Below are 21,214 nucleotides of genomic sequence, written 5' to 3'. Positions count from 1 at the left end.
GGACGGTGGGAGACGCGGCCCTCGGCTCTCGGTTTCACCCGGCGTCGGTCAGTACGAGGAACCCGACGCGCCCAGTGAACCCGTCGGGTGCCAGACCGTCTTCGTCTCCAGGAAGGCCGTCATGCGTTCGATGCCCGGCGTGGCGAACCACTGAGCGTTGTCCACAGTCTGTGGACGCAGGACTCGCTTGAGGTTGTCGGCCGCCGCGATCTCCAGCTCCTTCGCGAGGGCGTCGTTGGCGGCCACACCCGCCAGGTCGATCGCGTTCACGTCCTGGTGCGCGGCCAGGGACGGGGTGATCTCCGCCGTACGGCCGGAGAGGATGTTGACGACTCCGCCGGGTACGTCCGAGGTGGCCAGGACCTCGCCGAGGGAGAGCGCGGGAAGCGGGGACCTCTCGCTGGCGATCACGATCGCCGTGTTGCCGGTGGCGATCACCGGGGCGAGTACCGACACCAGGCCCAGGAACGACGACTCCTGAGGGGCCAGGACGACGACCACGCCGGTCGGCTCGGGGGAGGACAGGTTGAAGTAGGGGCCTGCTACAGGGTTTCCGCCGCCCACCACCTGGGCGATCTTGTCGGTCCAGCCCGCGTACCAGACCCAGCGGTCGATCGCCGCGTCCACCTGGGCGGTGGCCTTCGGCTTCGACAGACTCTCCGCCTCGGCGACCTCCCGGACGAACTGCTCCTTGCGGCCCTCCAGCATCTCGGCGACGCGGTAGAGGATCTGACCGCGGTTGTACGCCGTGGCCCCGGCCCAGCCGCCGAACGCCTTGCGCGCGGCGACGACCGCGTCACGGGCGTCCTTGCGGGAGGACAGGGGCGCGTTCGCCAGCCAGTTGCCCTTCGCGTCGCTCACCTCGTACACCCGGCCGCTCTCGGAACGCGGGAACTTCCCGCCCACGTACAGCTTGTAGGTCTTGAAGACGGACAGACGCGCGTCCGGCCGTGTGTCCACTCGGGGGTCAGACATCGAGGTACGCCTCCAGGCCGTGGCGACCGCCCTCGCGGCCGAAGCCCGACTCCTTGTAGCCGCCGAACGGCGAGGTGGGGTCGAACTTGTTGAACGTGTTGGACCAGACGACGCCGGCGCGAAGCTTGTTGGCCACGGCCAGGATCCGCGAACCCTTCTCCGTCCAGATGCCCGCCGACAGGCCGTACTGGGTGTTGTTGGCCTTGGCGACGGCCTCGTCCGGGGTGCGGAAGGTGAGGACCGAGAGCACCGGGCCGAAGATCTCGTCGCGGGCGATGGTGTGCGCCTGGGTGACGTTCGTGAAGAGCGTCGGGGCGAACCAGTAGCCGGAGGACGGGAGTTCGCAGGCCGGGGACCAGCGCTCGGCGCCCTCCGCCTCACCCGCCTCGACGAGCGAGGTGATCCGGGCGAGCTGCTCGGCGGAGTTGATCGCGCCGATGTCCGTGTTCTTGTCCAGCGGGTCGCCGAGGCGGAGCGTGGACAGACGCCGCTTGAGCGAGTCGAGCAACTCGTCCTGGATCGACTCCTGTACGAGGAGCCGGGAGCCCGCGCAGCAGACCTGGCCCTGGTTGAAGAAGATGCCGGTGACGATGCCCTCGACGGCCTGGTCGATGGGCGCGTCGTCGAAGACGATGTTGGCACCCTTGCCGCCCAGTTCGAGGGTCAGCTTCTTGCGGGTGCCTGCGACGGTGCGTGCGATCTCCTTGCCGACGGCGGTCGAGCCGGTGAACGCGACCTTGTTGACGTCCGGGTGCGCGACGAGCGCGGCGCCCGTGTCGCCGTACCCGGGAAGGATGTTGACGACGCCCTTGGGCAGGCCCGCCTGACGGCAGATGTCCGCGAAGAACAACGCCGAGAGGGGAGTGGTCTCCGCGGGCTTCAGGACGACCGTGTTGCCGGTCGCCAGGGCCGGGGCGATCTTCCAGGCCAGCATCAGGAGCGGGAAGTTCCAGGGGATGACCTGGCCCGCGACGCCCAGCGGCTTCGGGTTCGCGCCGAAGCCGGCGTGGCCGAGCTTGTCGGCCCAGCCCGCGTAGTAGAAGAAGTGGGCGGCGACGAGGGGCAGGTCGGCGTCCCTCGTCTCCCTGATGGGCTTGCCGTTGTCCAGGGTCTCCAGGACGGCGAGCTCGCGGGAGCGCTCCTGGATGATGCGGGCGATGCGGAACAGGTACTTGGCGCGCTCCGCGCCCGGGAGCGCCGACCACTTCTCGAAGGCCTTGCGGGCGGCCTTCACCGCACGTTCGACGTCCGCCTCGCCCGCCTGGGCGACCTCGGCGAGGACCTCCTCGGTGGAGGGGGAAACGGTCTTGAAGACCCTGCCTTCGGCGGCCTCGGTGAACTCGCCGTCGATGAACAGGCCGTAGGAGGGTGCGATGTCGACGACGGCGCGGGACTCGGGCGCCGGTGCGTACTCGAATGCGGATGACCGCTTCTCGATGGTCATGGTGATCAGTCCACCGTCACGTAGTCGGGGCCGGAGTAGCGGCCGGTGGCCAGCTTCTGGCGCTGCATCAGCAGGTCGTTCAGCAGCGAGGAGGCGCCGAAGCGGAACCAGTGGTTGTCGAGCCAGTCCTCGCCCACGGTCTCGTTGACCACGACCAGGAACTTCACGGCGTCCTTGGTGGTACGGATGCCGCCGGCCGGCTTCACACCCACCTGGATGCCGGTCTGCGCGCGGAAGTCGCGTACGGCCTCCAGCATCAGGAGGGTGTTCGAGGGCGTCGCGTTGACGGCGACCTTGCCGGTGGACGTCTTGATGAAGTCGGCCCCGGCGATCATGCCGAGCCAGGAGGCGCGCCGGATGTTGTCGTACGTCGACAGCTCGCCGGTCTCGAAGATGACCTTGAGCCGGGCGGACGCCCCGCAGGCCTCCTTCACGGCGACGATCTCCTCGTACACCTTCAGGTAGTTGCCCGCGAGGAAGGCGCCGCGGTCGATGACCATGTCGATCTCGTCGGCACCGGCGGCGACGGCGTCACGCACGTCGGCCAGCTTCACGCCGAGGGCCGCGCGGCCGGCGGGGAAGGCGGTGGCGACGGAGGCGACCTTGACGGTGGACCCGGCGACGGCCTCCTTCGCGACGGCCACCATGTCGGGATAGACACAGACGGCTGCGGTGGCGGGGGCCGTGCGGTCGGTCGGGTCGGGGCGGACCGCCTTCGCGCCGAGCGACCGGACCTTGCCGGCGGTGTCCGCGCCTTCCAGCGTCGTCAGGTCGACCATCGAGATGGCGAGGTCGATGGCGTACGCCTTCGCCGTCGTCTTGATGGAACGTGTGCCGAGGGAGGCGGCGCGCGCCTCCAGGCCGACCGCGTCGACGCCGGGCAGCCCGTGAAGGTAGCGGCGCAGCGTGCTGTCGGACGCGGTCACGTCCTTGAGCGGGAGTGCGGTTGATGCAGTGGTGGGCATGGTCACAAGCCGAGCATATCTACGCGCGTAGCGGCTGTACAGCCCGAGGAATCCGCAGAAAGGAGGCGGGTGAGGCAGGGGTGAGGCGGCCGGGGCGGCACTGTCCGGGTGCCGGGAACTTCGGTGGGGGAGGGGCCGTGCGCGGGCGGTGTTCGGCGCGTCGGGCAGAATCGGGGGCATGACGACCCCGGACCACCCGTCGCCCGTGCAGGGCCCTACCCAGCCCGAGTCTCCCGACCGGGTCTACCGGTCACCCTCCGCCCTCGTGGCCGGAGTGCTGCTGCTCGGGATCGCGGCCTGGCTCGGCGGTGACGCGCTGTTCGCCGGCCACGGGCGGACCCCGTGGCTGGCGCTCGCCACGCTGCTCCTCGTCGTACCGCTGGTGATCGCCTTCACGCTGCGGCCCGTCGTGCTGGCCAACGACCACCGGCTGCGCGTGCGCAACCCGTTCCGGATCGTCGTGCTGCCCTGGGGGGCCGTCGCCGGGTTCCGGTCGGGCTTCTCGAACGAGGTCGTCGTGGGGTCCGGCGCCAAGTACCAGCTCTGGGCCGTCCCCGTCTCGCTGCGCGCCCGCAAGCGGGCCAACCGGGCCATGATGCGTCAGACCCGCGAGGCCGGGGGCACCGCCGGACGGACGCCCCTGGTGCCGTCCGGTCCGACCCGTGCCCAGACCGACCAGATCATGGACGACCTGGGCCGGCTGCGGGAGGCCCGGGAGGAGGCGGCCACCTCACAGGGCGAGGTGACCGTGAAGTGGGCGTACGAGATCATGGCGCCCGCTGCCGCGGGTGCGGTTCTGCTGGCGATTCTGCTCGCGGTCGGCTGATCCGCGTGACCTTCCCCGACGAGTCGTTGCGGCTGCCCTCCGCAGCCATACCCGACGGCTGCCAGGACTGGACCACTGCTCGCGCGGCGGGCTGGTCGGCCGCGTTGCCGCCGCGCTGGACCTTCCTCCGGGTGCGCCGCTCGGTCGCGGCGGGCCTCGCCACCCTTGTGCTGTGCGTGGGCGCCCTGGTGGCGATGGCCGGCGGCCTGTGGCCGTTCGTCGCCGCCGGGTTCGCGGTGTACGTGCTGTGGGTGCTCGCCCGGCCCGAGCTCGTGTGGGTCGGCGCACCCCTGCTGCTGCTCGCCCTCGCGGTGGAGGCCTCCGCGAAGTCGTGGGCGCTGACCGGCTTCGGAGTGGTGGTCGTGCTGGGCTCCTGGGCTGTCGTGGCCGTACGGCTGCGGGCGCGCGGTGAGCAGCTGGAGCGGGCCGTGGCGGCTGCCGGGGGTGTCGCCGTGCCCGTGCCGGGCGCCGAGGCCCCCGTACGGCGTGGGCGGCTGCTGTTCGCGATGGGGTTCGTCGTCCTCGCGCTCGGCGTGCTGACCGGGAGCACCGCCGGTCGCTGGGGCTCGGCCGAGGACCAGGAGGGCGCCTGGGTCGTCACCGTCTTCCTGGCCGGCCTCGGGGTGACCGCGCTGGCCTCGGCATGGCTGGGCCGGCAGCGGGCGGGCGCGCTGCGCGGGGCTCCGGTGCCGGTGCTGCGCGTCCTCGTACGGGACGACGCACAGGGCGGTACGGAGGTGTACGCCGCCGACGATCTCGCCGCCGAGCGGCCCCTGTTCACCGTCGACCTCACCTCCTTCGACGAGGACGACGACGAGGGGTATAGGGACGAGGACGGGGATGATCCGGCCGGTGGGGACGGTGACGACGAGCTTCGGCGGGTGCTTCTCGGCCTCGACGACGACACCCTCGGGCCGGTCCGGGAGGCCGTTCTCTACGGCGCTCCCTTCGACGGCGCCGAGGTGCTCGTCGTCAGCGCCGACGAGGATCCCGAGCAGCCGCCGCTGACGGAGTGGTCGGCGGGGCCGGTCCGGCCGCTGTCGCCGGACGCGGGCCGCAGACGGGTGGCCCGGTACCGCGAACACGCCGCCGACAGCATCCAACTGGAGCTTCAGGGGCGGGAGTTGGCCGAGCAGCGTGCGGCCACCGGCAAGGTGCGGTGGTGGCGGGCGGGGTGGCTGGACTGGCTGGCCACCGTGCTTGTCGTGCTGTGGTGCCTGTGGCCGGTCCGGAACTGGTTCGACGACCCCGACCTCGCGACATGGAAGCTGGTAAGCCTCCCCGTGTATGGGCTGTTGGGCGCGGTGGTCGTCCCCATGAGGCTTGCCTGGCGCGTCACCGCCGACCGGTCCGGCATCTGGATCAGTGGGCTGCGCAGGCCCCAGCACGTGCCCTGGGACGACCTCCGTTTCGTACGACGCCGCTCACTGGAGCTGAGGATCGACTGGCAGGACGGCGTCTGGTCGGTCTCCGCGCCCCGCTGGGGCCGGCTCCAGCGACGCCTGGGGCTGACCCACCCGTACGACGCCCTGGCCGCCGAACTGACCGCCATGCGCCTCGACGCCGAGCTGCGGCCGACCGGTGAGAGCGACGCGGCGCAACAGGGTCGGCCGCTCTGGCCGCTGACCGCGGTACTGGCGGCGGTGTGGGTGGTGGTGCTGGTGGCGGCGCGCTGAGAGCGTACGTCGGGCGGGTCAGGGCCTGCCCGACGGATCGGGTCGCAGGGAATCGACGGCCTCAGGGCGCGCTCGGCCGGACCCGGGACGTGTAGGCGCCGCAGTACGCCGACAGTGCCACCGCCGTCGTGATCGCGCACTCGCGGAATCGGCGGGAGGCGCGGGCGGGATCGACCGCGAGGGGCAGCAGGAGCGGGAAGGCCGGGACGAGGAAGCCGGGGCGGCTCGCAGGTCACCGTTCCCGGGGGCGGGGCCCGTGGTGGAGCGCGCGTCAGCGAGCGGGCGCGAATCACTCGATGGGGTGCCTCCGGTCGGGGGCACCCCATCGAGGGTGAGGGACTTGGTGAGGGATTCCTGTACGTCCGGCCGGCGGACGCTCAGATGCCCGCCGCCGCGGAGAGGTCCCGCTTGATCGTCTCCAGCAGGTCCGTCGCCTTCGCGCGGGCCGCCGGAAGGTCCGCGTGTGTGGGCACCGGGAGGACGACCTCCAGGTAGCACTTCAGCTTGGGCTCCGTACCGCTGGGGCGGACGATGACGCGGGCGCCGTCGAGCGTGTAGCGCAGGCCGTCCGTGGGCGGGAGCGTCTCCGTGCCCTTGGTCAGGTCCTCGGCCCTCGTGATCGGCAGGCCCGCCAGCTGCGTCGGAGGCTGCTCGCGCAGTCGGCGCATGGCGTTCGCGATGACCGACAGGTCCTCGACGCGGACCGAGAGCTGGTCGGTGCCGTGCAGCCCGTGCTCGACCGCGATGTCGTCGAGCAGGTCGAGGAGCGTACGGCCCTCGGCCTTCAGCCCGGAGGCGAGTTCCGTGATGGCGAGCGCGGCGGTGATGCCGTCCTTGTCGCGTACGCCCTCGGGGTCCACGCAGTAGCCGAGGGCCTCCTCGTAGCCGTAGCGCAGGCCCTCGACGCGGGCGATCCACTTGAAGCCGGTGAGGGTCTCCTCGTACGGCAGACCCGCTTTCTCGGCGATCCGGCCGAGGAGGGACGAGGAGACGATCGACTCGGCGAACGTGCCCCGCGCCCCGTGCCGGACCAGGTGGGTGGCGAGGAGGGCGCCCACCTCGTCGCCGCGCAGCATGCGCCAGCCGTCACCGCTCGGTACGGCCACCGCGCAGCGGTCCGCGTCGGGGTCGTTCGCGATGATCAGGTCCGGGTTCGTCTCTCGGGCCTTCGCGAAGGCGAGGTCCATCGCGCCGGGCTCTTCCGGGTTCGGGAAGGCGACGGTCGGGAAGTCCGGGTCGGGGTCGGCCTGCTCGGCGACCAGCTCGGGGGCGGGGAAACCGGCCCGGGCGAAGGCCGCGAGGAGGGTGTCCCGGCCGACGCCGTGCATCGCGGTGTAGACCGTGCGGGCGGTACGGGGGGAACCGGGGGTGAGGACGGCGTCCGTACGGGCCAGGTAGGCGTTCAGGACGGTGTCGTCGAGGGTTTCCCAGCCGGATTCCGGACGCGGTACGTCGGCGAGGGCGCGTACGGCTTCGATCTCGGCGGCGATCCCGGCGTCGGCGGGCGGGACGATCTGGGAGCCGTCGCCCAGGTACACCTTGTAGCCGTTGTCTCGGGGCGGGTTGTGACTTGCGGTGACCTCCACGCCCGCGACGGCGCCGAGGTGCCTTATGGCGAACGCCAGTACCGGGGTGGGGAGGGGATGGGGGAGGACGGCTGCCCTGAGGCCGGCGCCGGTCATCACGGCGGCGGTGTCCTGGGCGAAGTCCGCCGACTTGTGGCGGGCGTCGTAGCCGATGACGACGAGGCCGTCGGTCTCGCCCTTCGCCTTGAGATACGCGGCGAGGCCGGCGGCGGCGCGGATGACGACCGAGCGGTTCATGCGCATGGGGCCGGCGCCGAGTTCGCCGCGGAGGCCCGCGGTGCCGAACTGGAGGGTGCCGGTGAAGCGGGTGGTGAGCTCCGGGAGGTCCTGGGCGTCGATGAGCTTGGCGAGTTCCTCACGGGTTTCGGCGTCGGGGTCCTCGGCCAGCCACGCCTTGGCGCGTGCGATGAGTTCGTCGTCGTGCACGTCGGTGCCTCTCGTTGTGGTGGTTGCGGTGCGTGGTCGGGTGCGGGTCGATTGTTGTCGCCCCCGCCGCCCCTACCCGTCCCATCCCTGGGGGCCGCCGCCCCCAGACCCCCGCTTTCGGCCCTGAACGGGCCTCGTCCTCAAACGCCGGACGGGCTAAAAGCGCTGAGGTCGGGGCGGGCCAAGCGTTACAGGCGGTCCAGGACCTTGGTCAGGAGGGCGCCCATGCGGGTGGCGCTGTCGCGGCCCGCCTGGAGGACCTCCTCGTGGTTCAGGGGTTCCCCCGTCATCCCCGCCGCGAGGTTCGTCACCAGGGAGATGCCCAGGATCTCGGCGCCGGCCTCCCGTGCCGCGATCGCCTCCAGCACCGTCGACATCCCGACCAGGTCCGCGCCGATGGCCCGCGCCATCCGGATCTCGGCCGGCGTCTCGTAGTGCGGGCCCGTGAACTGGGCGTAGACGCCCTCCTCAAGACTCGGGTCGATCTCCTTGCACAGGGCACGCAGTCGCGGCGAGTACAGGTCCGTGAGGTCGACGAAGTTCGCGCCGACGATCGGGGACGTCGCCGTGAGGTTGATGTGGTCGCTGATCAGGACCGGCTGGCCGGGGCGCATGTCGGCGCGCAGGCCGCCGCAGCCGTTGGTCAGGACGATGGTCTTGCAGCCGGCGGCCACGGCGGTACGGACACCGTGCGCCACGGACGCGACGCCCCGGCCCTCGTAGTAGTGCGTGCGGCCCAGGAAGACCAGCGCGCGCCTGTCACCGATCCGGTACGAGCGGATCTTGCCGCCGTGGCCCTCGACCGCCGACGGCGGGAAGCCGGGCAGCTCGGTGACCTGGAACTCGGCCTCGGGGTCGCCCAGGGCGTCCACGGCCGGTGCCCAGCCGGAGCCCATCACGAGGGCGACGTCGTGGGTCTCGGCGCCCGTGAGCTCCCGCAGGCGCGCGGCGGCGGCGTCGGCGGCGGAGTAGGGGTCGCCCTGGATGTCGTCCGGAAGAAGAGATGCGTTCACGCGCATGAGCGTATCCGGTTCGAGCCTACGCGCGTAGATGACGGAGGTTACGGGATGACGATCGTTGTCTTGTCGTTTCCATACAAGTCCATGCAAGGGGTGGAGGGGGCCCGGGGAGGACTTGACGGGGAGGTCCTAACAGGGACGTTTTCTCAGTTCCATCACATAGTCGTGCGGCGCCCCCGCCGACTCCGCCGCGTCGGCGATCTCGCCCAGGTTCCGGGCCGACGGCAGGCCGCCCTCGTACCCGTTGAGGACGTACACCCACGCCGGTTCCTTGCCCTCCAGAGTGTCGACGCGCAGCCGCATCCGGCGGTAGATGTCGAGACCCACGCCCTCCCAGCGGTCCAGGGAGTCCTCGTCGAGCGGGGCGACCTCGTACAGGGCGACGAAGACCTGGGAGCGGGGTGCCTCGACGATCGTCGGGAGAGCGCCCTCCCAGCCCATGTGCTCGCCGCCGAACGTCAGCCGCCAGCCGGTCAGCCAGCCGGTGGCGCGCAACGGCGAGTGCGGTGCGCGGCGCGTCATGAGCCGGGCGTCGAGATTGCCGGCGTAGGCGGCGTAGAGCGACATGGATCGAGAGTACGGCAGCGGACACGGCCGCCACTCCGGCAGCACGCGCCCCTTCCATACCCGTACAGACGTCCGTCCTCGCCCGTGCCGCACCCGTCGGCCGTCCCCCCTGTTACCCGCCCCGGGACCCGTGCGGCGGCCCCGGGGCGTCGGCACCCCGGGGCGTACGGGACAATGGGGTATGTGACTCGGATCGTGATCATTGGTGGCGGACCCGGCGGCTACGAAGCGGCGCTGGTGGCAGCGCAGCTCGGCGCGGAGGTGACCGTCGTCGACTGCGACGGTCTGGGCGGGGCGTCGGTGCTCACCGACTGCGTACCGTCGAAGACCCTGATCGCCACGGCCGAGGTGATGACCACCTTCGACTCCTCGTACGAGGAACTGGGGATCATCGTCGCGGACGACACCCCACCCGACAAGCAGGCCGCCCGCGTCGTCGGTGTCGACCTCGGCAAGGTCAACCGACGGGTGAAGCGCCTCGCCCTCGCCCAGTCGCACGACATCACCGCCTCCGTCACCCGGGCCGGCGCACGCGTCCTGCGCGGGCGCGGGCGGCTCGACGGACTGCAGGGCGTCGACGGCTCCCGGAAGGTCGTCGTACGGGCCGTGGACGGCAGCGAGGAGACGCTCGTCGCCGACGCCGTGCTGATCGCCACCGGTGGACACCCGCGTGAGCTGGAGGACGCGCAGCCCGACGGTGAGTGCATCCTCAACTGGACCCAGGTCTACGACCTCACCGAGCTGCCCGAAGAGCTCATCGTGGTCGGGTCCGGTGTCACCGGTGCCGAGTTCGCCGGCGCCTATCAGGCTCTCGGGTCCAAGGTCACCCTCGTCTCCTCCCGTGACCGTGTGCTGCCGGGTGAGGACCCCGACGCCGCCGCCGTCCTCGAAGAGGTCTTCCGGCGCCGTGGCATGAACGTCATGGCCCGCTCCCGCGCCGAGTCCGCCAAGCGCGTCGGCGACCGGGTCGAGGTCACCCTCGCCGACGGGCGGGTCATCAGCGGCTCGCACTGTCTGATGGCCGTCGGCGCGATTCCCAACAGCGCCGGAATGGGCCTGGAGGAGGCCGGGGTCAAGCTCCGCGACTCCGGGCACATCTGGACCGACAAGGTGTCGAGGACGACAGCCCCGGGCGTGTACGCCGCCGGTGACGTGACCGGCGTCTTCGCCCTCGCGTCCGTCGCCGCCATGCAGGGCCGTATCGCCATGTACCACTTCCTCGGCGACGCGGTGGCCCCCCTGAACCTGAAGACCGTCTCCTCCAACGTCTTCACCGACCCCGAGATCGCGACCGTCGGCTACAGCCAGGCCGATGTCGACTCCGGGAAGATCGAGGCAGTGGTCGTCAAACTGCCGCTGCTGCGCAATCCGCGCGCCAAGATGATGGGCATCCGGGACGGTTTCGTCAAGCTCATGTGCCGGCCGGGCACCGGGATTGTCGTGGGCGGGTGCGTCGTGTCGCCGCGCGCCTCCGAACTCATCCACCCGATCTCGATCGCCGTGGACAACAATCTGACGGTCGAGCAGATCGCGAACGCGTTCACGGTCTATCCGTCCCTTTCGGGATCGATCGCCGAGGTCGCCCGGCAGCTTCACACGCGCAAGGCGGCGGGCGAGGCCTGACGGTCGGGAGGCGCCGGTGAGGCGCCAGGGAGAGCAACTTCCCGCTGGTCACGGGGATTTGTCGGCCATTCCCGCGGCATAAGCCGGGGAGATAGGCGCGTATACCACTTCGCGTACCCACCTGCGAACAACTTCTGCTATTCGGCGCAAACTGCTGAAAGCAGACGGTCCTTGGGGTTACTGTCAGTTTCGTGTTCGCTGCAGAACGTCGTCAATTGATCCTCGAAATGGTGCGTGCCAATGGAGCCGTGTCGCTCCGTGAGCTCGCCCGCGTCGTCCAGACCTCCGAAGTGACCGTACGGCGGGACGTGCGCGCACTGGAGGCAGAAGGACTCCTCGACCGCCGGCATGGCGGTGCGGTATTGCCGGGCGGGTTCACGCGAGAATCCGGCTTTCCGCAGAAATCCCATCTCGCGACCGCCGAGAAGACGGCCATCGCCGACCTCGCCGCGAGCTTCGTCGAAGAAGGCGAGGCCATCGTGGTCGGGGCGGGGACCACCACGCAGGAGCTGGCACGCCGGCTCGCGCGGGTCCCCGGGCTGACCGTTGTCACCAATTCCCTTCTGGTGGCCCAGGCGTTGGCCCACGCGAACAGAGTGGAGGTCGTGATGACCGGTGGCACTCTGCGCGGTTCCAACTACGCCCTGGTCGGCAGTGGCGCCGAGCAGTCCCTGCACGGGCTGCGGGTGTCCAAGGCCTTCCTCTCCGGAAGCGGGCTCACCGCCGAACGCGGGCTGTCCACCTCCAACATGCTGTCGGCGTCCGTCGACCGCGCGCTGGTGCAGGCCGCCGCCGAGGTCGTCGTGCTCGCCGATCACACCAAGCTCGGTTCGGACACCATGTTCCAGACCGTGCCCACGGATGTGATCACCCGCCTCGTCACCGACGAACCGCCCGTCCACGACGACCGCGCCGGTACGGAACTCCAGGCCCTGGCGGACCAGGGAGTGCAGATCGCCGTGGCCGGATCGTCGGGCTCGGGCAGCAACTCGCCGGGAAACGGGCCGCAGGGCGGTGAGCAGGTCCCCACGCGCCAACAGCGCCGGGACGTGCCGCTTCCCAACCCGCGCCGGGGACAGCTCCCCGGCGGCCCGGCGGGCCATCCGCTGCGCGGCACGATGCTGGGCGAGCAGCCCGGCGGACCCGGTGAGCGCGAGCGGGAACGGGCCCGGGTGGCGGACCTCCGCCGCCGCTGACCCTCGTACGAACCGGGGCGCAAGGACCTGGGTGTACGGAACGGGCTTACCGGCTTACCGGGTTACTTGGATACCGGGTTAGCGGGGTACGGCCTTCAGGCCCCGCAGCGTCAGGGTCAGGAGGCGGTCGGCCAGGTCCGGGTCGTCCGGAGTCTCCTCGGCCGCCAGCGCGATGGCGTTGGTGAGCTGGAGCAGGTCGCCGATGGAGACGTCGGTGCGCAGGGTGCCGGCCTGCTGGGCGCGGGCGAGCAGGGCCGCGCCCGCCTCCCGCATCGGGTTGCTGCACCTGGCCAGGGCCGAGTCGGCGTCGTACGACACCGACATGAGCGCCCGTGCCAGGCCGCGGTACTCACCGGCGTGCGTGACGATCTCGCGCAGCCAGGTCACCAGCGCGGCGCACGGCTCCGGGTCGGTCAGCAGTTCGCGGGAGCGGGCCAGCAGGTCACTCACCGCGTCCTCGAAGACCGCGCTCAGCAGGGCGTGCCGGTTGGGGAAGTGACGGTAGAGCGTGCCGATACCGACTCCGGCGCGCCGTGCCACGTCCTCCAGGGAGGCGTCCGTCCCGTGCTCGGCGAAGGCGGAACGCGCCTCGGTGAGCAGCCGCTCGTAGTTGCGGCGGGCGTCGGCACGGAGGCCTGCCGGCGGCTGGGCCATGGGTTCACCTGGCCTTCCTGTACTTGTTCCGGGGGTTCAGCATGCCATTGGCCAGTCGCCGTGGGGGGTGCGGTGCGTGGTGGGCTGACGGTCCGTTGTGGCTTGTCGCGCCCCGCGGCGGAGCCGCAGATCGGATACAGCCCCGCGCCCCTGGCGTACGGGCGCTGCGCGCACCGTACGCCATGAAAAGAGGCGCCCGGCGGACTGATCGCTCAGTCCGCCGGGCGCCTCGCAGTGCTGTACGGGTCAGTCCTTGATCTCGCAGATCAGGGCGCCGGAGGTGAGGGAGGCGCCTACCTCGGCGGCGAGGCCCTTGATGGTGCCGGCCTTGTGGGCGTTGAGGGGCTGTTCCATCTTCATGGCTTCGAGGACGACGATGAGGTCGCCTTCCTTGACTTCCTGGCCTTCCTCGACGGCGACCTTGACGATGGTGCCCTGCATCGGGGAGGCGAGGGTGTCGCCGGAGGCGGCGGGGCCGGTCTTCTTGGCGGCGCGGCGTTTGGGTTTGGCGCCGGCGGCGAGGCCGGTGCGGGCCAGGGACATGCCCAGCGAGATGGGGAGGGAGACCTCCAGGCGCTTGCCGCCGACCTCGACGACCACGGTCTCGCGGCCCGCCTCCTCGTCCGCCTCGGTGTCGGCGGGCACGGCGAAGGCCGGGATCTCGTTGACGAACTCGGTCTCGATCCACCGGGTGTGGATCGTGAACGGAGCGTCGGAGCCGGTGAGTTCGGGTGCGAACGCGGGGTCGGAGACGACCGCGCGGTGGAACGGGATGGCGGTGGCCATGCCCTCGACCTGGAACTCGGCCAGCGCGCGGGCGGCCCGCTGGAGGGCCTGGGCGCGGGTGGCGCCGGTGACGATCAGCTTGGCGAGGAGTGAGTCCCAGGCCGGGCCGATGACGCTGCCGGACTCGACGCCCGCGTCGAGGCGGACACCGGGGCCGGACGGCGCGGTGAAGGTGGTGACGGTGCCGGGGGCGGGCAGGAATCCGCGGCCGGGGTCCTCGCCGTTGATACGGAACTCGATGGAGTGACCGCGCAGTTCGGGGTCGCCGTAGCCGAGTTCCTCACCGTCGGCGATACGGAACATCTCGCGTACGAGGTCGATGCCGGCGACCTCCTCGGTGACCGGGTGCTCCACCTGCAGACGCGTGTTGACCTCCAGGAAGGAGATCGTGCCGTCCGTGCCGACCAGGAACTCGACGGTCCCGGCGCCGACATAGCCGGCCTCCTTCAGGATCGCCTTGGACGACGCGTACAGCTCCGCCACCTGAGCCTCGGAGAGGAACGGCGCCGGGGCCTCCTCCACCAGCTTCTGGTGGCGGCGCTGGAGCGAGCAGTCACGCGTGGAGACGACGACCACGTTGCCGTGGGAGTCGGCCAGGCACTGGGTCTCCACGTGCCGGGGCTTGTCGAGATAGCGCTCGACGAAGCACTCGCCGCGGCCGAACGCGGCCACCGCCTCGCGGACGGCGGACTCGTAGAGTTCCGGGACCTCTTCGAGGTTCCGGGCGACCTTGAGGCCGCGTCCGCCACCGCCGAAGGCGGCCTTGATCGCGATCGGGAGGCCGTGCTGCTCGGCGAAGGCGACGACCTCGTCCGCGCCGGAGACGGGGTCGGGGGTGCCGGCGACCAGCGGGGCACCGGCACGCTGGGCGATGTGCCGGGCGGCGACCTTGTCGCCGAGGTCACGGATGGCCTGCGGGGGCGGGCCGATCCAGGTCAGGCCGGCGTCGATGACTGCCTGGGCGAAGTCGGCGTTCTCCGAGAGGAAGCCGTATCCAGGATGGATCGCGTCCGCCCCCGAGTCCTTGGCGGCCTGCAGCACCTTGGCGATGTCGAGATAACTGCTCGCCGGGGTGTCACCGCCCAGGGCGAACGCCTCATCCGCGGCGCGCACATGAAGCGCGTCCCGGTCCGGGTCGGCGTACACGGCCACGCTCGCGATCCCGGCATCCTGACAGGCCCTGGCAACGCGGACAGCGATTTCGCCACGGTTGGCGATGAGCACCTTGCGCACGATTGAGGCTCCCTCCTTGAAACAAGCCGAGTTTAGGGACTGCCGACACGGCGCATCGACCCGTCCCCACTGGTGAGCTTGCCCACACGGAGCGTGATGCGAGGCTCGCCCTACCCGTGAAATCCCTTGTCGCACCTATGTACGCGGGACTCCATCGGGAAACCCTAGCCCCCTGATGTGGTCAAGGTCTCTGTGAGAGCGTGCTGCGGCCCACTCGGTTTCTTTGTGGACACCCTACGAACGGCCCAATGATTCTTTGCCCGCCGAGGAACCTCTCCCGAACCCTTGTCCGTACGTTTACCGGTTAGTAGCGTTCACGATGTACCGAACGTAGTACCAACTGAACGTACTAGTGGTAACAGCAGCCTTGCTCGTGCGGCGCCTGTGCGGCGACCGTGCGCAGTCGAAAGTGGGTGGGGGCCGGTGGTCCGCAGACCGGTGGCATGGATCGTCGCGATCATCCTCTTCGTGGAGGCGTTCGGCATAGCCGCCCTGAACTGGTTCCTGGGGATCGTGGTCGGCAACCAGCAGATGTCCCTCGCCGGCCTCGACCCGGACATGATGTCCATCTCCTCGAAGATCGGCGGCGTGCTCTTCGGCCTCTACTTCGCGCTGTGCGGTGTGGTGGCCCTGCTCGTCGCCTGGCGCGACCGCTCCCCGGCCGGGCTCGGCCGCATCCTGCTGATCAGTGTGGCCGTGGTGCACGCGCTGCTGGGGGCGTTCGTCTGGGGGCTGGTGGGCGTGCAGGCGTTCCTCGCCATGATCGTGGTGCTGACGCTGGTGGTGCTCCTGCTGATGACGTACGACCACCAGGACCCCACCGCGACCGAGACACCCGACGTCCCCGGCTCCCCCGATGTTCCCGATGTCCCCGAGGACGCCTCCCCGCTGACGCCCCCGCCGGCCCCCAGCACCCCCTGACCGCCACCGTTACCGTCACCGTCACGGCGGCTACTTCGCCCGGGGCGTCCACAACTCGGTGATGCCGACGCCCAGTTCGGCGAGCAGTTTGCGTACGAGCGGCAGGCTGATGCCGATGACGTTGCCGTGGCCGCCGTCGATGCCGTCGATGAACGGCGCCGAGCGGCCGTCGAGCGTGAACGCCCCGGCGACGTGGAGGGGTTCGCCCGAGGCGACGTACGCGGCGATCTCCTCGTCCGTCGGCTCGCCGAAGCGGACCACGGTGGACGCGGTCGCCGAGACGGAGCGCCCCGTCGCGGTGTCGTGGACGCAGTGGCCGGTCTCCAGCGTGCCCGACCGGCCGCGCATCGACTTCCAGCGGGCGGTGGCCTCCTCGGCGTCGGCGGGCTTGCCGTACGCCTCGCCGTCGAGGTCGAGGACGGAGTCGCAGCCGATCACCAGCGCGCCGTGAACCTCGGGCCGCGCGGCCACCACGGCCGCCTTGGCCTCGGCGAGGGCGAGGGCCAGTTCGGCCGGGGTCGGCGCGGTCACGGCGTCCTCGTCGAACCCGCTGACGATCACCTCGGGGTCGAGTCCGGCCTGCCTGAGCAGGTTGAGCCGGGCGGGAGACTGGGAGGCGAGCACGAGACGGCGGCGCGGCTGATCATCGGTCATGCGGCCAGGGTATCGGCGCTGTACGGGGCCCCGACAGGCCCTACAGCACGCCGAGCACGATCATCGCGAGCAGCATGGCCAGCGCCATGAGAAACCCGAGCCGCCGAAGCATCTGCTGCGCGTCGCGCAGTTCCTTCGGCGGCTCGTTCTCGGGGTCGGACCACAACATTCCACCAGCGTGCGGCCTGGCGGGCCGGGGCGCCTGAGTAGGCGTACTCAACTTCCCCGAACGGTTCCGCTCAGCTCGGCCAGTAGGTCCGGCTCCAGGATGTCGGGCCCGGGTGGGGCAGGTGCTGGGCGGAGATACGGGACGGGTCCGCCCACGCGTCCTTCGTGCCGGGTGCGCCGGGCGGCGTGGAGGACGCCGCCACGGCGCGGGCTCGGACCACCGCCAGGGCGGCGGCGAGCTCCTCGGGGGTCGGATTGCCCCGTACGACCTTGATGTTCACAACGGCTCCTGAACTGTCTGAACGGTCTGCGCGGTCCGGACGGTCTAGAGGGGGATGTTGCCGTGCTTCTTCGGGGGAAGCGACTCGCGCTTCGTACGGAGCTGGCGCAGGCCCCGTACGACCTGGCGGCGGGTGTCGGACGGCAGGATCACCGCGTCGACGTAACCACGCTCGGCCGCGATGTAGGGGTTGAGGAGGTGGTCCTCGTACTCCTGGATGAGGCGGGCGCGGACCACGTCCAGATCCTCCCCGTTCGCCTCCGCCTCGGCGATCGTGCGGCGGTGCAGGATGTTGACCGCGCCCTGGGCGCCCATGACGGCGATCTGGGCGGTCGGCCAGGCGAGGTTGAGGTCGGCACCCAGGTGCTTGGAGCCCATGACGTCGTAGGCGCCGCCGAAGGCCTTGCGGGTGATGACCGTGATGAGCGGGACGGTCGCCTCCGCGTAGGCGTAGATCAGCTTCGCGCCCCTGCGGATGATGCCCGTGTGCTCCTGGTCGACGCCCGGCAGGAAGCCGGGGACGTCCACGAAGGTGATGACCGGGACGTTGAAGGCGTCGCAGGTACGGACGAAGCGGGCCGCCTTCTCCGACGCGTCGATGTCGAGGCAGCCCGCGAACTGCATCGGCTGGTTGGCGACGACACCGACCGGACGGCCCTCCACCCGGCCGAACCCGGTGAGGATGTTCGGCGCGAACAGGGACTGCGTCTCGAAGAACTCGGCGTCGTCCAGGATGTGTTCGATCACCGTGTGCATGTCGTACGGCTGGTTCGCGCTGTCCGGGATCAGGACGTCCAGCTCGCGGTCCTCGTCCGTGACGGTGAGGTCCGCCTCCTCCGGGAACAGCGGGGGCTCGCTGAGGTTGTTGGACGGCAGGTACGACAGCAGCTGCTTGACGTACTCGATGGCGTCCTTCTCGTCGCCGGCCATGTGATGGGCCACGCCCGAGGCGGAGTTGTGGGTGCGGGCGCCGCCCAGTTCCTCCATGCCGACGTCCTCGCCCGTGACCGTCTTGATGACGTCCGGGCCGGTGATGAACATGTGCGAGGTCTGGTCGACCATGACCGTGAAGTCGGTGATGGCGGGCGAGTACACGGCTCCGCCCGCGCAGGGGCCCACGACAAGGCTGATCTGCGGGATGACCCCGGACGCGTGGGTGTTGCGGCGGAAGATCTCGCCGTACGCGCCAAGGGACGCGACACCCTCCTGGATACGGGCGCCGCCCGAGTCGTTGATGCCGATGACCGGACAGCCGGTCTTCAGCGCGAAGTCCATGACCTTGACGATCTTCTGCCCGTACACCTCGCCCAGCGCGCCGCCGAACACGGTGAAGTCCTGCGAGAACACGGCGATCGGACGGCCGTCGACGGTGCCGTAACCGGTCACCACGCCGTCTCCGTACGGGCGGTTGTTCTCCAGCCCGAAGTTGGTGGAGCGGTGCGTGGCGAACTCGTCCAGTTCTACGAACGAGTCCTCGTCGAGGAGCAGTTCGATCCGCTCACGGGCCGTCAGTTTGCCCTTGGCGTGCTGCTTCTCGACAGCCCGTCCCGATCCGGCGTGCGTGGCCGCCTCGACGCGGCGCTGCAGGTCGGCGAGTTTGCCCGCGGTGGTGTGGATGTCGATCTGCTGCGGCTGTACCGGCTCGGCCATCGGGATGCGGCTCCCTGTAAAGAGTGACGTGCTCAGAAGGGGGGTTGGCTACTCATCCGTAGCGTAGTGGCGTGCCTACCCATCGGCAGTGCGGCGTTTACCACATCTACTGTGGCTTGCATGACGCCGCGAGATGACTCAGCAGACAGTGACGGTCGGTGGTCCGACCTCGACCGGCCGCCCCTCAACGCCGGTGCGCTGCGCCGGGCGCTTGTCCGGGAGGGCGGGCTCTGGTCGGGGGTGGAGGTCGTCCGCAGTACGGGGTCCACGAACGCCGACCTTGTCGGGCTCGTGAGTGCGGGCAAGGCGGAGGAGGGGCTGATCCTGCTCGCCGAGGAGCAGACCGCCGGGCGCGGGCGGCTGGACCGGCAGTGGACGGCGCCCGCCCGCTCCGGGCTGTTCTTCTCCGTGCTGCTGAAGCCGACGCAGGTCCCGGTGGCCCGCTGGGGCTGGCTGCCGCTGCTCACCGGGGTCGCGGTGGCGACGGGGCTGACGCGTGCCGCGGGCGTCGATACGTCCCTCAAGTGGCCCAATGACCTGCTGGTGAGCGTCGAGGGCGCGGAGCGCAAGGCAGGCGGGATCCTCGCGGAGCGGTCCGGCGAGGACGCGGTGGTGATCGGCATCGGCATCAACGTCACCCTGCGCGAGGACGAGCTGCCGGTGCCGACGGCGGGCTCGCTGGCGCTGGCCGGGGCGGTGGCGACGGACCGGGATCCGCTGCTGAGGGCGGTGCTGCGGTCGCTGGAGCAGTGGTACGTGCGGTGGCGGTCGGTGGAGGGGGACCCGGTGTCGTCGGGGCTCCAGGAGGCCTATGCGGGGGAGTGCGCGACGTTGGGGCGGACGGTGCGGGCGGAGTTGCCGGGGGACCGGAGTGTGGTGGGGGAAGCGGTGGCCGTGGACGGGGACGGTCGGCTGGTGCTGGCCACGGCGGAGGGGGTGCAGGAGCCGGTGGGTGCGGGAGATGTCGTGCACCTGCGGCCGGCCTGAGCGAATTTCTCACCCGTCCACCCGTCTCGGCACGTTCTCCGGCGCGGCTCACAGCAACTCCGGTGTGTCGTCCCTGCTGGACCTGGCGGAGTGAGGCCGTATCGTTGAGGGCGGTCGATATCTGACCGTGACAGATCGGAAGGGCAGCAGGCGTGACCGTCGACGACACGGGCTCCGACACGGCGGCCAGCCGGGTAGACGGCCAGGACGCCGACCCCGGTGATCCGCTCGCCCTGCGCCTCGAACAGCTCATCCTCGGCGCCGAGCGGCGCTACACCCCTTTTCAGGCGGCCCGCAGCGCCGGTGTCTCCATGGAACTCGCGTCCCGTTTCTGGCGGGCGATGGGCTTCGCCGACATCGGGCAGGCCAGGGCTCTGACAGAGGCGGACGTACTCGCGCTGCGCCGGCTCGCCGGTCTCGTCGAGGCGGGGCTGCTGAGCGAGGCGATGGCCGTGCAGGTGGCGCGCTCCACGGGGCAGACCACCGCCCGTCTGGCCGAGTGGCAGATCGACTCCTTCCTGGAGGGGCTGACCGAGCCGCCCGAGCCCGGAATGACGCGCACCGAGGTGACGTATCCGCTGATCGAGCTGCTCCTGCCCGAGCTGGAGGAGTTCATCGTGTACGTCTGGCGGCGCCAGCTCGCCGCCGCGACCGGGCGGGTCGTGCAGGCCGCCGACGACGAGGAGATGGTCGACCGGCGGCTCGCCGTCTGCTTCGCCGACCTGGTCGGCTTCACACGGCTGACCCGGCGGATGGAGGAGGAGGAGCTCGGCGAACTCGTCGAGGCCTTCGAGACCACGGCCGCCGACCTGGTCGCGGCGAACGGCGGGCGGCTCGTCAAGACGCTCGGCGACGAGGTGCTGTACGCGGCGGACGAGCCGGGTGTGGCCGCCGAGATCGCGCTGCGGCTGATCGAGACGATGGCGCACGACGAGACGATGCCCGAGCTGCGGGTCGGGATGGCCTTCGGCACGGTGACCACCCGTATGGGTGATGTGTTCGGGTCGACGGTGAATCTGGCCTCGCGGTTGACGTCGATAGCGCCACGGGACGCGGTGCTCGTCGACGCGGCGTTCGCCGAGGAGCTGATCCGTACCGGTGACGCGCCCGCCTCCGAGGCGGAGGCGGCCGAGGCCGCGGTCGCCGCGGAGAAGGAGGGCGAGGAGCCGCCGGTGTACCGCTTCGCGCTCCAGCCGATGTGGCAGCGGCCCGTGCGCGGGCTCGGCGTGGTCGAACCCTGGCTGCTGACCCGGCGGGCCGGCCCCGTCGCGTAGCACCGGCCACCGCTCGTTCCCCTCGCCCCTCGCCTTCTCCTCCCCTCCCGCTCAGTGGCGGTGGTTCAGCGCGTCCACGCACAGGCCGATGAGCGGTACGCACACTCCGCCCGGTTTTGAGCCCGGCTTTGCGGGCTGCGGGGCCGGTGCGGGGGCCTGCGGGGGCTCGGGCGTCGGTGCGGGGGCCGGTGCCGCCTGCTGCGGGGGCTGGGGCTGGGGCGCCACCGGGGCCGGTGCCGGTGGAGCCGGGCGGGACTGGCCGGGCGTGGTGACGGGGGCCGGTGCGTCGGGCTGCTGCGGGATA

At 70.9% G+C, this 21,214-nt stretch carries 19 protein-coding genes and 1 pseudogene; 7 read left to right on the top strand and 13 right to left on the bottom strand.

Annotated features, from left to right (window positions below; genetic code table 11):
• Window positions 1-48: 48 nt before the first annotated feature.
• The 3 genes from G3I71_RS37955 to deoC are packed head-to-tail and all read right to left on the bottom strand — an operon-like array spanning window position 49 to window position 3,384.
• Complete coding sequence (locus G3I71_RS37955; RefSeq protein WP_164322228.1) at window positions 49-975, bottom strand: aldehyde dehydrogenase family protein; 927 nt, start codon at window positions 973-975, stop codon at window positions 49-51.
• A complete protein-coding gene (locus G3I71_RS37950; protein WP_164322227.1) occupies window positions 968-2,419 on the bottom strand; it encodes an aldehyde dehydrogenase family protein in 1,452 nt (483 codons plus the stop codon). The genes G3I71_RS37955 and G3I71_RS37950 overlap by 8 nt, the downstream gene beginning before the upstream one ends.
• 5 nt (window positions 2,420-2,424) lie before the next feature.
• Window positions 2,425-3,384 carry a deoxyribose-phosphate aldolase gene (gene deoC, locus G3I71_RS37945; RefSeq protein ID WP_164322318.1) on the bottom strand — a complete coding sequence of 320 codons (960 nt, stop codon included), beginning with the start codon at window positions 3,382-3,384 and terminating at the stop codon, window positions 2,425-2,427.
• A 178-nt stretch (window positions 3,385-3,562) separates the two neighbouring features.
• Between deoC and G3I71_RS37940 the strand changes: the two genes are divergently transcribed.
• Both G3I71_RS37940 and G3I71_RS37935 read left to right on the top strand, forming a co-directional pair.
• Window positions 3,563-4,210 (top strand): PH domain-containing protein, encoded by a 648-nt coding sequence (locus tag G3I71_RS37940; RefSeq protein ID WP_164322226.1) that lies wholly within the window; start codon window positions 3,563-3,565, stop codon window positions 4,208-4,210.
• 5 nt (window positions 4,211-4,215) lie between these two features.
• Window positions 4,216-5,886 (top strand): hypothetical protein, encoded by a 1,671-nt coding sequence (locus tag G3I71_RS37935; protein WP_164322225.1) that lies wholly within the window; start codon window positions 4,216-4,218, stop codon window positions 5,884-5,886.
• 377 nt (window positions 5,887-6,263) lie between these two features.
• On the opposite strand, the gene G3I71_RS37930 is transcribed toward G3I71_RS37935, so the two are convergent.
• The 3 genes from G3I71_RS37930 to G3I71_RS37920 form a co-directional block, all read right to left on the bottom strand.
• A complete protein-coding gene (locus tag G3I71_RS37930; protein WP_164322223.1) occupies window positions 6,264-7,898 on the bottom strand; it encodes a phospho-sugar mutase in 1,635 nt (544 codons plus the stop codon).
• Window positions 7,899-8,086: 188 nt separating this feature from the next.
• The gene (locus G3I71_RS37925) at window positions 8,087-8,911 is read right to left on the bottom strand and encodes a purine-nucleoside phosphorylase (RefSeq protein ID WP_164322222.1); all 825 of its coding nucleotides are present in this window, start codon (window positions 8,909-8,911) and stop codon (window positions 8,087-8,089) included.
• A gap of 135 nt (window positions 8,912-9,046) precedes the next feature.
• A complete protein-coding gene (locus G3I71_RS37920) occupies window positions 9,047-9,484 on the bottom strand; it encodes a gamma-glutamylcyclotransferase (protein WP_164322221.1) in 438 nt (145 codons plus the stop codon).
• A gap of 174 nt (window positions 9,485-9,658) precedes the next feature.
• On the opposite strand from G3I71_RS37920, the gene G3I71_RS37915 reads away from it, so the two are divergent.
• Together G3I71_RS37915 and G3I71_RS37910 are read left to right on the top strand one after the other, a co-directional pair.
• Window positions 9,659-11,107, top strand: coding sequence for an NAD(P)H-quinone dehydrogenase (locus G3I71_RS37915; RefSeq protein WP_164322220.1), 1,449 nt, complete (start codon window positions 9,659-9,661; stop codon window positions 11,105-11,107).
• Window positions 11,108-11,298: 191 nt separating this feature from the next.
• Complete coding sequence (locus G3I71_RS37910; RefSeq protein WP_164322219.1) at window positions 11,299-12,303, top strand: DeoR/GlpR family DNA-binding transcription regulator; 1,005 nt, start codon at window positions 11,299-11,301, stop codon at window positions 12,301-12,303.
• A 78-nt stretch (window positions 12,304-12,381) separates the two neighbouring features.
• On the opposite strand, the gene G3I71_RS37905 is transcribed toward G3I71_RS37910, so the two are convergent.
• Together G3I71_RS37905 and G3I71_RS37900 are read right to left on the bottom strand one after the other, a co-directional pair.
• Window positions 12,382-12,957: a TetR/AcrR family transcriptional regulator gene (locus G3I71_RS37905; protein ID WP_164322218.1), complete on the bottom strand. Its 576-nt coding sequence runs from the start codon at window positions 12,955-12,957 to the stop codon at window positions 12,382-12,384.
• Window positions 12,958-13,203: 246 nt separating this feature from the next.
• Window positions 13,204-14,976: a biotin carboxylase N-terminal domain-containing protein gene (locus G3I71_RS37900; RefSeq protein ID WP_164322217.1), complete on the bottom strand. Its 1,773-nt coding sequence runs from the start codon at window positions 14,974-14,976 to the stop codon at window positions 13,204-13,206.
• A 423-nt stretch (window positions 14,977-15,399) separates the two neighbouring features.
• Between G3I71_RS37900 and G3I71_RS37895 the strand changes: the two genes are divergently transcribed.
• On the top strand, window positions 15,400-15,897 hold the full coding sequence (locus G3I71_RS37895; RefSeq protein WP_164322216.1) for a hypothetical protein: 498 nt from the start codon (window positions 15,400-15,402) through the stop codon (window positions 15,895-15,897).
• A gap of 30 nt (window positions 15,898-15,927) precedes the next feature.
• Here the strand turns inward: G3I71_RS37895 and G3I71_RS37890 are convergent, their stop codons facing one another.
• The 4 genes from G3I71_RS37890 to G3I71_RS37880 form a co-directional block, all read right to left on the bottom strand.
• A complete protein-coding gene (locus G3I71_RS37890; RefSeq protein WP_164322215.1) occupies window positions 15,928-16,551 on the bottom strand; it encodes a nucleoside triphosphate pyrophosphatase in 624 nt (207 codons plus the stop codon).
• 40 nt (window positions 16,552-16,591) lie between these two features.
• On the bottom strand, window positions 16,592-16,720 hold the full coding sequence (gene mmpB, locus G3I71_RS52410; protein ID WP_268240764.1) for a morphogenic membrane protein MmpB: 129 nt from the start codon (window positions 16,718-16,720) through the stop codon (window positions 16,592-16,594).
• 70 nt (window positions 16,721-16,790) lie between these two features.
• Window positions 16,791-17,000, bottom strand: a complete 210-nt coding sequence (locus G3I71_RS37885) for an acyl-CoA carboxylase epsilon subunit (RefSeq protein WP_164322214.1) — start codon at window positions 16,998-17,000, stop codon at window positions 16,791-16,793.
• A 44-nt stretch (window positions 17,001-17,044) separates the two neighbouring features.
• A complete protein-coding gene (locus G3I71_RS37880) occupies window positions 17,045-18,649 on the bottom strand; it encodes an acyl-CoA carboxylase subunit beta (RefSeq protein ID WP_164322212.1) in 1,605 nt (534 codons plus the stop codon).
• 120 nt (window positions 18,650-18,769) lie between these two features.
• On the opposite strand from G3I71_RS37880, the gene G3I71_RS37875 reads away from it, so the two are divergent.
• Both G3I71_RS37875 and G3I71_RS37870 read left to right on the top strand, forming a co-directional pair.
• Window positions 18,770-19,636: a biotin--[acetyl-CoA-carboxylase] ligase gene (locus G3I71_RS37875; protein WP_164322210.1), complete on the top strand. Its 867-nt coding sequence runs from the start codon at window positions 18,770-18,772 to the stop codon at window positions 19,634-19,636.
• Window positions 19,637-19,788: 152 nt separating this feature from the next.
• Window positions 19,789-20,910, top strand: a complete 1,122-nt coding sequence (locus G3I71_RS37870; protein ID WP_164322208.1) for an adenylate/guanylate cyclase domain-containing protein — start codon at window positions 19,789-19,791, stop codon at window positions 20,908-20,910.
• 51 nt (window positions 20,911-20,961) lie between these two features.
• On the opposite strand, the pseudogene G3I71_RS50470 reads toward G3I71_RS37870, so the two are convergent.
• Window positions 20,962-21,214 (bottom strand): annotated as a pseudogene (locus tag G3I71_RS50470) (hypothetical protein); the annotation flags it as partial.

Source organism: Streptomyces sp. SID12501, assembly GCF_010550245.1.
Lineage (GTDB): Bacteria > Actinomycetota > Actinomycetes > Streptomycetales > Streptomycetaceae > Streptomyces.
The sequence above is the reverse complement of the archived record's forward strand: the minus strand, read 5'-3'. Positions and strand labels throughout refer to the sequence as shown.

What these genes read in the sequence shown, in the direction of transcription:
- G3I71_RS37955 (WP_164322228.1), bottom strand. Translation starts at nt 975, where the DNA reads ATGTCTGACCCCCGAGTGGACACACGGCCGGACGCGCGTCTGTCCGTC.
- G3I71_RS37950 (WP_164322227.1), bottom strand. Translation starts at nt 2,419, where the DNA reads ATGACCATCGAGAAGCGGTCATCCGCATTCGAGTACGCACCGGCGCCC.
- deoC (WP_164322318.1), bottom strand. Translation starts at nt 3,384, where the DNA reads ATGCCCACCACTGCATCAACCGCACTCCCGCTCAAGGACGTGACCGCG.
- G3I71_RS37940 (WP_164322226.1), top strand. Translation starts at nt 3,563, where the DNA reads ATGACGACCCCGGACCACCCGTCGCCCGTGCAGGGCCCTACCCAGCCC.
- G3I71_RS37920 (WP_164322221.1), bottom strand. Translation starts at nt 9,484, where the DNA reads ATGTCGCTCTACGCCGCCTACGCCGGCAATCTCGACGCCCGGCTCATG.
- G3I71_RS37915 (WP_164322220.1), top strand. Translation starts at nt 9,659, where the DNA reads ATGGGGTATGTGACTCGGATCGTGATCATTGGTGGCGGACCCGGCGGC.
- G3I71_RS37905 (WP_164322218.1), bottom strand. Translation starts at nt 12,957, where the DNA reads ATGGCCCAGCCGCCGGCAGGCCTCCGTGCCGACGCCCGCCGCAACTAC.
- G3I71_RS37890 (WP_164322215.1), bottom strand. Translation starts at nt 16,551, where the DNA reads ATGACCGATGATCAGCCGCGCCGCCGTCTCGTGCTCGCCTCCCAGTCT.
- mmpB (WP_268240764.1), bottom strand. Translation starts at nt 16,720, where the DNA reads ATGTTGTGGTCCGACCCCGAGAACGAGCCGCCGAAGGAACTGCGCGAC.
- G3I71_RS37880 (WP_164322212.1), bottom strand. Translation starts at nt 18,649, where the DNA reads ATGGCCGAGCCGGTACAGCCGCAGCAGATCGACATCCACACCACCGCG.
- G3I71_RS37875 (WP_164322210.1), top strand. Translation starts at nt 18,770, where the DNA reads ATGACGCCGCGAGATGACTCAGCAGACAGTGACGGTCGGTGGTCCGAC.